We start from the raw sequence: 14,553 nt of genomic DNA, 5'->3' as shown, positions 1-14,553 counted from the left end.
GCTGGGGTAACCACAGTGATGGTTACGCTACCTGTTGGGCCTGCTGTTGGGGTATTGCCACCTAAATTGTCGTTGGTAAGGATATTACCCGCTGTTTGGGTTGTTACTCCGTTACCTACCGTAAAGGTATCGCTTGCTACTGTAAGGGTTGCTGCTAACTTAATAGTTGATGTTTTAGTAGTTACATTACCAAAGGTATCTTTTGCTACAAAGGTAACAGTGATAACGCCACCAGATATAGTACAAAAGTCAGCTGGAGCATTATAGTTATTTGTAATAGTTGCTATTGCACCACAAGCATCGGTGGCAGTAGCCGTACCGAGCCAAGTGTTGATAGCTGTAGTAGCTGTAGTTGAGTTACACACTATATTCAAAGCAGATGGAGCATTGAAAGTAGGTGGTGTGGTATCGTTCACTGTAAGGGTAACAGTTACGAGGCCACTAGTACAGCCGTTGTTATTGATAGCTCGTACATAGGCTGTTGCCGTAGTACGAGTCGTTACATTCGTATTGATAGTAGGAGCTACAGTAGTGCTTGCAGTAGCTGTAGGGGTAGCATACCAACGCAAGGTAGTACCTACTGCAGGGGTTACATAATTATCAAACGATACAATATTACTATTTGCTGTAGGGCAAAGGGTAGTAGTACTGCTTACTGTAGGAGTAGCTGCAGTAGTTACAGTTAATCTTACTGTTGTGCTTGTAGCAGTAACAACTGTTGTAGTACAACTAGTATATTTGAATACTACACGGAAGTACTTGCCGTTATAGCTTACTGGTACATTTTTAAGAGTAAGCGTAGAGGTATGGATACCATTGTTAAGTACACTTCCTGTTGGAGCAGGGGCTACTGGAGCTACTGCTTTTATCCAAGTAGTAGCATCATCACTTTGTTGCCATTCATAACTAATACTATATGAAGCTGGTACACCTGTTAGTATAGCTTTTGCCTCTAATTTTGAATCATCACCTGCACATATAGTTTTAGGAGTAGGTTGAGCTGTAACACTCATTGTTCCTACAGATACTACTGATATTGGACACAATTCTACTACATACCCACCGGCGCTACTGTTATCAGGGTCGGTAAGGGTAAGTTCGGTGAACGGTTTATCAGAGGTTACGACTACTTTTGCTTGAGTATACACATTGGCTTGGTGTGATACTTTTCCACCAGCTACGGTAAGTTTTCCAGCATCGGTACCACAACCTACTGCGTTTACTGCTACTGTGCCACCACAGTTTACTGCAAAGGTTACGCTATCGGCATTGGCAACACTAGGGTTACCTCCGAATCCTGAAAGCCATACTTGTACAGAGGTTACAGGTTTGCTAAATGTATACTTAATAGTTGACTGTCCACCTTTCATTATAGGATAGCCTGCCAATATAGTGCTTTGGCACATTTGTCCTGAATCATAGGTATAGGCGTCAAAAAACTGTGGAGTTCCTGTAATAGTTCTGTTTACTGTTAGTCCTCCTATTTGTGCTGCTGCAGTAGCTGTTTTAGCAAACTGAGGTGAAGGGAAACTGGTACAAACTCCTCCTGCTTTACCTACTTCTACTAAATAGTTAGTAGTGAGGGTACAAGTACCGTTGGCTACTTGTGTAATTGCCAAGGTAGCCGTAGCAGTTTGTCCGTTGTGAGTTACGGTTAAAACTCCTCCTGGTGGTATAGAGGCAGCTGTAGCTGTACCATTATTGAACTTATGTAGCAACTGCGTACCTGGAACACCTTTAATAGTATATACTACATTGGTTGCTCCTGTTTCATTGAGTGTTGCAGGAGTAGCATAAAACTCAGTAATGTTATTGAGTACTGAAGCTTTAGTAACAGTAAACTCATTAGAGTATGCAGAGATATCATCACATAAACCTACGAGGTCTACAGCATAGCGCACTCTGAACTTACCACCGTTAGCCACATTGGCTGTATTGATAGTAAAGACACGAGTAGCCCCTACTTTGGTGTTGTTACTGTACGTTTGGGTAGCTCCTCCATTAGGAAGTGCATAGTTCACCCAGTTAGCAGAACTATTGGCTTTGTACTGCAATTCATAAGAGAATCTATTACCACCGATATTTACTATAGTACCTGTAGCTACTGTAGCTTGCGCATTGATAGTAAAGGTAGCATCTGTACATACTACTTTATCAGGATAAGTAGTAGGGTTGATAGTAAGCACATCGGTAACAGTGAGAGCTGTAAATTTAAATATATTAGAATAGCTTTCTCCACCGCCACATACTGAGGCATTAGAGGTATACTTCACACGGTAATAACCTGTGTTAGAAGCTACATTCTCTATTGTAAGTATCTTTTCAGCACCGCCAGTTACAAGTGTATATTTCTGAGTAGCGTGATCTACCCAATTAGCTGTATCGGTAGGACGGTATTGTAACTGATAAGTAACACCAGTTCCTCCCATACCTGTATTGAGGGTTGCTTTAGCCGTAATAGTAGTAGTACCTGTAGCACTTGCACATACAGCTACATCAGTATAAGCAGGTGCATTTATTGCGATGACTGAAGATACTGTGTTAGCTACCAATTTAGTAGCATTGGTAGTAAGTGACATCGTACCACAGAAACTACCGGCGTGGGTATAAGTATATGCTACACGGTATAGCGCATTGTTATCAGAAGTAGTAGGCGTAAAGCTATAGGTGACATTAGCACCTGAAGTTGCACTACCACTTTGTCCGCTTATATCGCTCCACGTAGTACCATTGTTAGTAGACTTTTGCCATTGGTAATTGAGACTACCAGTGAAAGGACTGGCTAAAGTAGCTTGTGTAGTAAGGGTAGTAGTAAACCCAACACAAGCAGTAGTTGTAGCGGTAAGTTGCGTAGTAATGGTTACCGCATCGGTATTACCAGTACCTTGTTTTTTGATTGAAGCAGGACAAAGGTCTACAAAGTAACCGGCAGCAGTGCTATTAAAATCTGTAATAGTAAGTTCCATAAAAGGTTTGTCGGAAGTTACTTTTACACCTACATCTACGCCTTTTTCACCATCAGCCCATACTACATTATTATCTATAGCAGCATTACCTACACAATCAGAAACTAAGGTTAGTGTAGGATTGGTTCCACAATTAGTAGTAATCTTAGCAGCATCACGATTAGAAGGGATTTCCTTATGTCCTCCCATTAATGCTAACCATACTTCTACATTGTTTACAGGCTGACTAAATTTATAAGTAACGGCTTTATTACTATGTAAAAATGTAGTACCTGCTTTATATACAGTTTGACAAGTGGTTACACTAGCAGTAGAATAATTTGTAGTTCTCTCTGTTCCTGCCGGTCTATTGATATTCACTTGTATACCATTAGCAGTAGCAGTAGTCGTTCCTACAAACATAGGGTCAGGCATATTAGGTCCACATTGTGCACCATTATTATATGGAGGTCTCTTCACTGAAGTAGGACAAATCACCACGTAATACCCCCCACCAGTACTTCCCTTATCAGTAAGAGTTATCTTTGTAAAAGGTGTTGTAGAAGTTACTCTTATACCTGTATCGGTAGTTAGTTTCTTACTGGTACTAATTACCTTTAGCCCGTTGATAACTGCTGCTCCTGGATGACAATCATATACTTTAGTAAGAGAAGGGGTACCGTTATTTACTGCAAACTCTACTTCATCTCTAGTATTTTCTTGTAAATTATCACCAAAATAATAAAGAAATATTTCAGCACTTTGTATAGGAGTTGAAAAATCATAAGTGATTTTTTGATTAAGACTTCTCAACAAAGGTAAGCCTGCAGGATAGTTTACATTACTACCACAATGATTTGATGTAAGAGGAATAGTACTCATAGGTACTCCTGCTCCTAAAGTACGGGTTACCGTCACATTATTCATATTAGCGGTAGCTACTGTTTGGTTTGCAAAGTTAGAGCCTATAGTAGCAGGGGTACAATTGTAGCTTTCAACAGAAGCTTGTACTGAAGAAGGGCAAAGAGCAACGATAGAACCTCCTCCTGTACTTGCTTTATCTTTAAGCGTTATTTTAGTAAAAGGTTGTGTTGAAACAAGTCTAATAGCCACATCTGTAAGTATCCTTCCTGTAGCACTTTTTAATATACGCCCCGAAATATTACTTACTCCTACATTACACTCAAATACTTTTTGAAGAGAAAGGGTACCTCCTCCATCTACTTCAAATTCTATTTCATCAAATGTACCTGCCGCATTTTTATCACCAAAAGCGTATAATAAAATTTCAGTATAATTGACAGGTTGATTAAATTCATAGGAAACCTCATTTCCTCCTGTACCTCCTAATAATGGTAAGTTAGCAGGATAATTTTTAGTTGAGCCGCAATAGTTTTGTGTCATACTACCTGCTATTGCTCCTGCAGTCATTTTACGGGTAACTTGTACTCCATTAACTGTAGCCATTTTTGTAGCTGCAGAACTTCCTCCAAAAGGATCAGTTATACTATTAGGAGTTTCTGCGGAACAAACACTATTATCTAATTCTAGTGTTTCTAAGCATATTTCTACAAAAAAACCATAACCACCTGTTTGTCCCGATTTTTCTTCAACTTGAAAATAAAGTTCTGTAAAGGGTTCTGTGGAAGTAACCCCTACTTTAACATCTGTTGTTTTATCTCTTTCAGATACTACTTTGTTACCACTTTCGATGGTAGCAGCTCCTGAAGTACAAGAACTACGCAAATCTAAATTTGTAGTTCCTCCACTATTAGTTGTGATTATCACCCTATCTTGGTGAAGTTTACTATTATCCCAAGTTTTCTTTGTTCCACTATACCCAAAGGCTGCTAAGAAAACCTCAGCATCCATTACGGGCTTACTAAACTTATAGGTAATTTTACTTACCTTGTTAGAGTCCATAAAGGGATACTTCTTGTTACCAAAGGTAGCCATACGCCATTTACCACAATAGTATTCGTCACCTCGTGTGTCTTTACTACTATCATGATCATTACTCATCAAGGTTTCCTCATTAGAGTATCTAATTTTATCAATAGCCCAGCCTCTCGTTTCTAAAATACGAGTTACTCTGATACCTTTGATATTAGCGTACTCTTCTACTCTTTTAGTAGTTTTGCTCACTTGTGTGTAATTCACAGGTTCAGGCATAGTGAGACACTGTGCACTCAAATGCCCGATAGTGAGTAAGAAGAAGCCTACCCATAGTAATAAATGAATGTTTTTGCTTGTTAGTGATGTAAAGTTTCTTTTCATTGAAAAACAGTTTTCTTCTATTTTAGGGTGCAAAAATAGTAAACTGTTTTCACACTACCATATACAGAATGAGATTTAATATTTTTTTAACAGCTTTTAGGTAGTTTTTAAGAGTTGAAGTAAGGTAAGAGGTAAGAGCCAAAATACTCCGCTCTTGCAGACTTCCTCAAAGGGGATAATCGGCAAGAGCGTTTTTTTTGAATAGGTGTTGGAGTATCTCAGAGGGGCTTGGAGTATCTCAGAGGGGCAAAGTTAGCTAATTATTTTACATACAAGAAACCTTTTTGGGTTTGTTGTTGTCCATCTTTATAATAGGTAACAATATAAAAATAAGTACCCGCAAGGGCTTTGCTCTTATTTATATTCTGTACATTAGGATAGCCTCTAAACACTTCGCCGTTTTTGTTGTAATTATTGTTCTCGTATACTTTGAGTCCCATTTCATCGAAGATGAGCACCGAGATAGGGCGATCTTCATCAGTATTTTCTATTTTAAAATAGTTCTCGGGGTTAGAGATAGAGACACCATTATATATAATAAGTGATGGGGTGGACGAGTCGGACGGGGCTGACGGGTCGGGGTTAGGGTTGGGTTGTGGCTGTGGTTGAGGGTTAGGCTGTGGTTGGGGTTGGGGTTGAGGCTGTGGTTGTGGGTTGGGCTGTGGTTGAGGTTTAGGTTGAGGTTGAGGTTGTGGTTGGGGTTGGGGTTGAGGTTGTGGGTTAGGTTGTGGTTGTGGTTGTGGTTGGGGTTGGGGTTGAGGATTTTGAGCGTTAGGGTCAATAGTGATTACTTGTTCATAACGGTTTTCGTTATGAGCACTATCTTCTACAAACCATACATAGCGCACTATTTTTTTACCGTCTTTAGTTTCATTGCTTTGGCTAGACACTACTTGTAAAGCTCCATCGCAATTATCGGTTGCAGTGAGGTTTTCTCTTACAGGCACATCGGCTTCGATCTTTACGGTCATACTTGGGGGGTAAGACGAGAGCACAGGTTTTTGGGTGTCCCTGAGGAAAATTTGTTGGGTATGGCGGATAGGCAAAGCTCCATCGGCATAGGCTATCCAAGAGCGAGTGAGTTTGTAAGACTTACGGTCGCCTTCTCTAAACTCTTCTTCATAGTCTATGTGAATGTTATCGGCACCCTCTGCTTTTACTTCAGTTTTAGCAGGAATATCGCCTCTGCATTGTACGTGTTTATCTTCAGGAAGAGGAGTTACAAAACGTAAGGTTTTAGTAGGTGCTTCTTTTTCGTAATAGATAAATTGCTGTGCTGTAGCAGAATAGTTGCATTTATCTTTTGCTACCCATTTGCGCAATAAATAGGTAGTATGGTCTTCTTCTGAAAAAGTTACCTCAGCTTTTTTATTAGCACCACAATAATGAGATTCGACGGTAACGTTAGGTTTTTCGGGAATAGCATTCTTTTTAACAGTTATCACAGGTTCTGGCAAATTTTTAAAGGTAATGTCAGGGCTGTGCATATCCAAAGTGCCTGGGGTATCAGTGCTCACAGCATAGGCAATATGGTTGAGTACTTCTATTTTAAAGAGACCTTCTACAAAAAGATTAGAATTTTTCCACCCTTTGGCTTGTGTAGGGAAAATGACCGTAGCTTGTCCGTTGTTAGGTAATCCATCGGCTAACACGTATTTATAGGTTTTTCCATAATCGTCTGAAAAGAGGATACGCACCTTACTATCGTTGCCAAAAACATTCTTATCAACATCCCAGTAGATAGTAGTTTCTTTAGCATATTTAAATTTTCCGGCACTGCTTTTAGTTATATTAGTTATCCTAAAAGGCTTACCTTCTACTATATTTACTTTGGTTTCATAGACATCATATAGAGGTACGTGAGGTTTTCCGTCTTTGTAAGCTCCTATTTCACCATCGCATACGCCTAACCAAAAAGTAAAAACGCCAGTTTCATTTTTACCTGTGAACTTATAAGGGACAGGTTTCCATTCATTGTATCCATTTTCTCTATAGGGTTGATAGAACTCTATATGATTGCTCTCGGTAGGACGGTTAGAAGGGAAACGCGCTTTGCCAAACTGATTAAAGTCGGCTTGATGTGCCATATAGAGAAGGGGGTCGCCATCGGGGTCGGTTGCTTCTATATTGAATTGAAAGTAAGTGTTAGGGGGCAGTTTGTATTCCTTTTTTAATGTAGAACGTTGGATCACAGGGGCACGGTTAGTAGAAACTTCACCGTAAGGGATATTATCCTGTGGCAAGCCTACTAACTGAATACGGGCTTTATCGCTATAATAAGCATCGTGCAAATTGGTACGGTTGCGGATGGTGTATATAGACGGAAGAGAGAAATATGTGCCATTAGGGTCGTTGATATAGCTCATAATAGAGTTCCCTCTATCGGGCTCGGTATGAGAAGAAGCTGTTGCTCCTCCTATGGTAAAAGTGTGTGCGGAGCCTAATAAGTGTCCTAATTCGTGAAGGATGATATAAAACTCGTGATTGGCGATACAGCCACCTTTTAGTTTCCCTGTAATTTCACCCAAATGCGCCAATCCGCGGTTATCACGGTATATAGAAAAGACAATACCTGCATCGTAATTCTTTTCGCCTATAAGGTTATTGAAATCTGAAGTAGCTCTATTCACTACCTCTCTTACCACAGGGTGATCGTATATTTCTTTGTCTTTAGTAGTGATGATAAGTCGAGGGTCGTTCACCAAAGTAAATTGACAGCCAATCTCTCTACCGCACACCTCATTGAGTCCTGCTTCTACTTTTGTCATAAATTCTTTTACCTTATTTATATCACCATAACAACGTTCTTTGTAGAAACTGTAATCGATGAGCATAGCCAAACGATAGGTTCTGAGTACATTGGTATTGTAAAGCACTCTTTTGTCGTCAGACGGAAGTGCCTCTTCGTGCAGTATTGCCCCACGTGCAGTCATTGCGTTAGTAGGTGCTATTTGCATAGGTAGTCTTTGGGAAGTGGGCGTTGTGGCTTGAGAGCATTGTTCATCGGCGCAAGTGCCACAAGTGAAGTGTTCTTTATTAGTAGTAACTTTGAGCATTCCGTTTTCAGTGTTGATGAAATAAGAATGACCGTTGTGCCATACTTCACCTGATAGGGTACTTTTATTCATTGAGAGCGTTCCTGCAAAATTGCCATTGTGATAGGCTACAAAAGTGCGGAAGCCTTCTTGGGCAAGGCTGTTAGGGCGTGCTTGCCAGCTGAGCGATATAGATTTTCCTTTGACAGGAACATTCCATTGTACTGAGGTGTTTGTACCAAAAAGGCGTATGACCTCAGTAGCTTTTTGTTGTGCGTTGGTTACTGCTGTTAGTAAGAAGCAGAGTAGTAAGAGTTTTGATATTTTCATTTGTTGTTAGTGTTTAGTGTTATAGCCCCCGTTCCCCCGAAGGGGGACAAGTCGGGGAACAAGCCGCAAAAGTGATTGTTTTATTATTTGATGTATAAAAAGCCTTTTTGGGTTTGTTGTTGCCCTTCTTTATAATAGGTAACAATATAAAAATAAGTACCCGCAAGAGGTTTGTTACTTATAGTTTTTAGATTAGAGTAGCCTCTAAAGACTTTGCCGTTTTTACTGTAATTACTATTCTCGTATACTTTGAGTCCCATTTCATCAAAGATGATCACCGAGATAGGATAGTTTTCATCAGCATTTTCTACTTTGAAATAGTTCTCGGGGTTAGAGATTGATACACCATTGTAGATAATAGTGGGAGCAATGGGAGCAGACGGGTTGGGTTGTGGTTGGGGTTGAGGGTTAGGTTGTGGTTGAGGGGTAGGTTGCGGTTGTGGGGTAGGTTGCGGCTGTGGGGTTGGCTTGGGTTGTGGTTGAGGGGCTGGTTGAGGGGTAGGTTGGGGCTGGGGTTGAGGGGCTGGTTGGGGGTTAGGCTGCGGCTGTGGTTGAGGGTTAGGCTGTGGTTGGGGCTGTGGTTCAGGGGTAGTTTCAGGTTTTGTAGGGTCTTTTTGTATCATAAAACCTCCTACGTGATAAGGCTTTGTACAAGACAATGCATAAGCCAAGCCATCAATCACTTCTATTTTGATGATGCCTTGTCCTCTTTGTTTGCCGAAATGTCCGTGAGTAGTGCCTACAGAAATATTAGGAAGCACTACTTGACAAGCTCCATTGTTAGGTGCTTCTTTTTTCAATACGTATTTATAGGTTTTACCAGAGTCGGTTGAAAGAAGGATACGCACCTTGCTATCTTTGGTAAAAATAGCCTCATCTACCTGCCAATGAAGCGAAAGTAGTTGTCCTCCTTTGTAGGTTTTGTTTTGTTTCCAACTGCCATTGTCGAAGTTTTGTATTTGAAAAATTTTACCTTTGACTATTTTCACTTGCACCTCTTCTACATCGTATTTCACTACGTGGTTGTTATCGCTTTTGTTATGATCGGCAGCTGCCAACCAAAAGGTGAAAGTACCTTTTTTGTAAGAATCGGCAGCTCCTATAGGTACAAAGGTATTGCGTTCACTCTCAAACCAAGTGGTTTCAAAGCGTATATTACCATCAGATTTTCCTTTGTAGGTCATAAAACGCGCGTTAGATTTAGTAGAGTGAAAACGCCTATCAGCGGGGTGTGCTATATAAGTAAGTGCATCGCCTTCGGGGTCAGTAGCGTTCAGATAGAATTGAAAATAAGTATCTTCAGGGATAGTGTAGGTTTTCTTAATGTGCGTTCTATCAAGCACTGGGGGGCGATTGTTACTCTTTACTCCATAAACAAGGTTAGAGCCTGTGCCCTCTACACGCTTGCCTGCTTCTTGAGTGCGCGCTTCATCGGCGTAATAAGCCATAGAGTTCCCCAAGAACTTGCGTATTTCTTGCAGACTTACGAGCGAAAAGAAATCGCGTGGGTGCTCGTGTCCATAACTCATAATTGATTGACCCGATCCAGTTTCGGTTTTACTAGAATATTGTCCTCCGTTAGAGAACGTATGGTCTGAACCGAACATATGCCCTATTTCGTGGGCAATGGTAGAAGGTTTTACAGGGCGCGCTGCCGCATTGGCTTTGTTGTGTTGCTCATAAGCAGCATAGACCATCGCCAAGCCATTGTACCTTTCGCGATAATCGGTGAGGATAATTGCTATATCGTATTTGTTTTTATCGTAACGTTTGTTGAGAGTGATAGTACCGTTGTTTACCACTTCATTAGCAGCTTCCCTTCTGCGGAATAACTGTTTTTTTTCAGTAGTAAAAATAAGTGCCTCATCATCTACCAAAGTAAAATCCACCCCCACATCATTGCGATATAACTCATTCATAAAGGCAACGGTGGCATACCAAAATGCTTTGATTTTATGTATATCTCTATTGAAATATGTCGAATTGTAAATGCTGTAATCCACTGGTATTGCCAAGCGGTAGTGCCTGAACACACCATCGGTGTGAATTAGCGCTTTAGGATAAAGTGAATTGTAAATCTCGGGTTGCTCGATAGGAGGGTCGTTCTTATCTTCATCGCCTTCGGGAAAGAAATTGCGGGCAGAGAGCGCTTGTTTGCCCAAAGAACTCGCACCACAATCGTGCTCGTCGGTTACTGCTTCAACAGTAAGCATTCCTTGGGGAGAAGTACCCAATACATAAGATTTTCCTCTGTAAAAAATTTCACCGCTTAACTGCTGTTTGTCAAAGCTGATGACGCCTACAAAATGATCTTGATAATAACCTACAAACGAGTGGAAACCATTAGAAGTAGTTCGCGCTTGCCATTGTAGGAGTATAGAGGTTGAGTTAGGAATAGGAGGTGCCCATTCTACGGAAGACTTTGTAGCAAAAAGAGTTATAATACTTTGGATGTTAGTTTGTGCATTGGCTACTTCTATGCTTAGGCATAGCCAAAGTAAGTAGCGTAGTAGATGTTTCATTAGTTTAGTTTTAAAAAACGGTGCAAAGGTACGAAACAATTAACAAATAGCAAGGAAAAATTAACACTTTTTAAAAAAAACAGCAGAGAGAGTTGGAGCCTCTCGTAGGGTTGCTCATTGGTAATATAACGTGAGTTCGACGTAAGTAATTATTTAACAATCAGCAAAATATTTTTAATTTCCCACAAAGCCAGCGAGTTGGCGCAGCTGGGTATGTGAAACACGAATTTTCACGAAATTGGGAGTGCATAAAAGTCTTTATTTTTTTATTATCTCACTAAATTTCACCTGACGGTGAATTATTTTGTGAATATATTATGATATAAAGCTGTAAATCAATATTCTGTTATATCGAACTGACGTTAATATATTATAAAGAGACTGCATTATAGATTTTTAAGACAGCCTATACAGGCGTGTAATTATCTTACATATAGAAATCCTTTTTTTGTTTGTTGTTGTCCATTGAAATAATAAGTCAATACATAGAAATAAGTACCTGCTAATCGTTTGCTGCCTACTACTCCTTTTATATTAGGGTAGCCTCTGAAATACTCACCATTTTGTTGATAATGGTTATTTTCATAGACTTTCAAGCCCATTTCATCAAAAATAACCAAGGTAATAGGTTGGTTTTTATCTGTATTTTCTATTCTAAAATAGTTATCAAATCCTTTTTCAGTAGAAACGGCATTGTAAATCACGACTTCATCAGGGTTAGTATCTATGTGGGGAGGTTCTTGCGATTTAAGTTTTATGGTAATATTTTGGGTATGTATTCTTTCATTGCCACAGACATCGCGAGCCACCCACTTATAGACCACTTTAGAGAGTTTTCCATTAGTGAGATATTCTTCTTTTGGCGGCATTGTAACGGTAGGTTGTCCTGCACAGGCATCTTCAGCTGAAATGCTTTGCTGAGAAGGTATGGGTGTTCCTTCATCAATTGTAAGATCTTGAGGCAGTGTTCCTACAAAGGTAGGTGATTTTTTATCGGATACCTTAATGCGCTGAGTATGTGTAAGGGTGGCACAACCATCGGAAGCCGTAAAAGTGCGCTCTAAAGTGAAATTGTTGAGACAGCGCTTGTTGAGTTCCTTATCGGCACGGGTTATCACTACTTTAGCACAACCGCCTTGAGTTGTAGGCGTTTGTACAGCAGGAATGGCTTTGACACAATCGACGGTTATATCGCGAGGAAGTGTTGCCCAAGTGAGGGTAGGGACTTTTTTTGGTACAATGGTAACAATTTGCTGGTGAGTAGTAACATTGCCACAAGTATCTTTAGCTATCCACGTATAGATAAGTTTAGTAAGTTTGCCTTTGGCATCTTTTTCTTCTTTATGAGAAGTTGTAACCGCAGCAGTACCACAATTATCGGTAGCGGTAAGCGTTACTTGAGCAGGTATTGTTTTGCCTTCTTTAACACTCATATTTTGGGGTAAAGCACCTACAAAAGTAGGGGGAGTTTTATCTGTTACGCTAATAGTTTGAGTGTAAGTAAGTGTTTGGTTACAAGTATCGGCAGCTGTAAAAATACGTTTGACAGTATAAGTATAGTCGCAATTGCCTTTGATACGTTCCTCTTTTTGAAGGGTAACCGCAGGAGTACACCCTCCTGTAACTGTAGGCAATACTACCGCTGGAATAGATTGCTCACACGAAAGGGTTAGATGATTAGGGAGTGATGCCCAAAGGAGAGGCTCAGGTAGAGCAGGGTTCTTTTCAATGGTAAAACCTCCATTTTTAGGATTGTAATTGGTAAGATCAAAAGCTAAACCATCGATTACTTCTACTTTTAAGACGGCTTGGGTAGTGCTGATATTAGGCAAGATAATTTCTTTACTGCCGTTGTTATCAGCTTCTGCTACTACCATATGTTTAAACGTCTTACCTAAATCATCTGAGAGCAGGATACGCACTTTGGTGTCTTTGAAAATAGTATTATCTACATTCCAACTAAGGGTGAGTTGAGCACCCCCTTTGTATTCGCTTTTTAGGGTATTCGTAATTTTGAAAGGGATACCCTCTTTTACCGTTACTTTGGTTTCAGCCAAATCATATTGTACTATATAGTCGGCTGACGGTTGGAGTGGGGCATCGCTCACTCCCAGCCAAAAGGTAAAAGTACCCGTAGTTTGTTGTGCCAAGCCACTATTGGCTATTACACTACCTGAGTCTTTGTGATACTCTGTTTTAATAGTTACAGGGTTAGCAGGAGTAGGTTTGTAGATAATGTATTGCGTTATAGGGGATTCAGCACCATTGCGTACATCGTGTTGGTTTACGGAGTATAGCAGTTCTGCACTATCGGGGTCGATAGCAGGAATATAGAATTGAAAGAAAGTACCCTTGGGAATAGTATAATGATTTTTAATCTTGCTGTGGTCTATGCGAGGGGCTTGAGTAGTGAAAGTCTTGTCGTGAGCTTTCACGGGCACTTTCGTCAATAGTTCCCGTATGCGCTGAATGCTCGACAGCGAGAAGAAATCACGCGGACTGCCATAGCTCATCACCGAAGTACCTCTGTCATACTCTGTCTTTTCACTATCGTAGGCTTCTGAGCCCTTATAGCTACCAAAAGTGTGTTTACCACCGAATAAATGTCCGATTTCGTGAGCTATGACTTCTTTGGTAAGTACTGCTACGGCATCAGCTTTGGTATTAGCCTGATAAACACCTTTAAGATAAGCCAATCCTCTGACTCCTTTATTTAAGGAAGCGGTATATGCAAGAGAGATACCCACGTCATAACTATTTTCTCCTATAAGTCCATTGATAACCTTTGTTGAATGATCCTTAACGTAATCGGCATTGTGAAAGCTTGCAAAAGTCTCTTTGCTTTCGTCTTTGATGATGAGACGCTCATCGTTTACCAATTCAAAACGCACTCCCAAATCGCGTAGGTACACTTCATTCAGGAAGTTTTCAGTATCTGCCCAAAACGTTTTTACTTTTTGTATGTTTTTCCCTAAGTGTTCTGTGCTGAAGGTGCTATAAGGGATATGCATCGCCAAACGGTATACCCTTAGTGTTTGTGTGTTGGCAATGGTAGGAGTGGTTTCTTCGGCTAATATCGCAGGACGTGCTGTCGAAGGGCTTGGGTGCGAATGAGGCGTATCGGTAGTGCCACATCGGAAATCTTTATTAGGCGAAAAGACCAATTGTCCTTTTTGCTCGTTTATCTCATACGATGTATCTCGGTAGTGAAAACTCCCCGACACGCTCTGTCCTCCTACCGAAAGGGTCGCTACAAAATTGTCTTGGTAGTAACCCACAAAAGAGCGAATACCCTCAGAAGCAAGAGAGGTTTTGCGCTCCTGCCACTCAATGGCAATACCCTGTTGTGCCGATACTACTTTTAGCCATTTATCCGCCTCGCTCTGTGCTTTCCCAAAGAACACACACCCTATTAGTAATCCTATTGTAATGATGTTCTTCATT

At 40.5% G+C, this 14,553-nt stretch carries 3 protein-coding genes and 1 pseudogene; all 4 read right to left on the bottom strand.

Features of this window, described 5'->3' with window-relative positions; translation table 11 throughout:
* A pseudogene (locus JMN12_RS01770) lies at nt 1–5,222 on the bottom strand (HYR domain-containing protein); the annotation flags it as partial.
* 260 nt (nt 5,223–5,482) lie between these two features.
* Nucleotides 5,483–8,587, bottom strand: coding sequence for a reprolysin-like metallopeptidase (locus JMN12_RS01765; protein WP_203136504.1), 3,105 nt, complete (start codon nt 8,585–8,587; stop codon nt 5,483–5,485).
* 83 nt (nt 8,588–8,670) lie between these two features.
* Nucleotides 8,671–11,109 carry a reprolysin-like metallopeptidase gene (locus JMN12_RS01760; RefSeq protein WP_203136502.1) on the bottom strand — a complete coding sequence of 813 codons (2,439 nt, stop codon included), beginning with the start codon at nt 11,107–11,109 and terminating at the stop codon, nt 8,671–8,673.
* 422 nt (nt 11,110–11,531) lie between these two features.
* On the bottom strand, nt 11,532–14,552 hold the full coding sequence (locus JMN12_RS01755) for a reprolysin-like metallopeptidase (protein ID WP_203136500.1): 3,021 nt from the start codon (nt 14,550–14,552) through the stop codon (nt 11,532–11,534).
* Between the last annotated feature and the right edge of the window lies 1 nt (nt 14,553).

This window comes from Capnocytophaga genosp. AHN8471 (genome assembly GCF_016806945.1).
Classification (GTDB): Bacteria; Bacteroidota; Bacteroidia; order Flavobacteriales; family Flavobacteriaceae; genus Capnocytophaga; species Capnocytophaga periodontitidis.
The sequence above is the reverse complement of the archived record's forward strand: the minus strand, read 5'-3'. Positions and strand labels throughout refer to the sequence as shown.

What these genes read in the sequence shown, in the direction of transcription:
- JMN12_RS01755 (WP_203136500.1), bottom strand. Translation starts at nt 14,552, where the DNA reads ATGAAGAACATCATTACAATAGGATTACTAATAGGGTGTGTGTTCTTT.
- JMN12_RS01765 (WP_203136504.1), bottom strand. Translation starts at nt 8,587, where the DNA reads ATGAAAATATCAAAACTCTTACTACTCTGCTTCTTACTAACAGCAGTA.
- JMN12_RS01760 (WP_203136502.1), bottom strand. Translation starts at nt 11,109, where the DNA reads ATGAAACATCTACTACGCTACTTACTTTGGCTATGCCTAAGCATAGAA.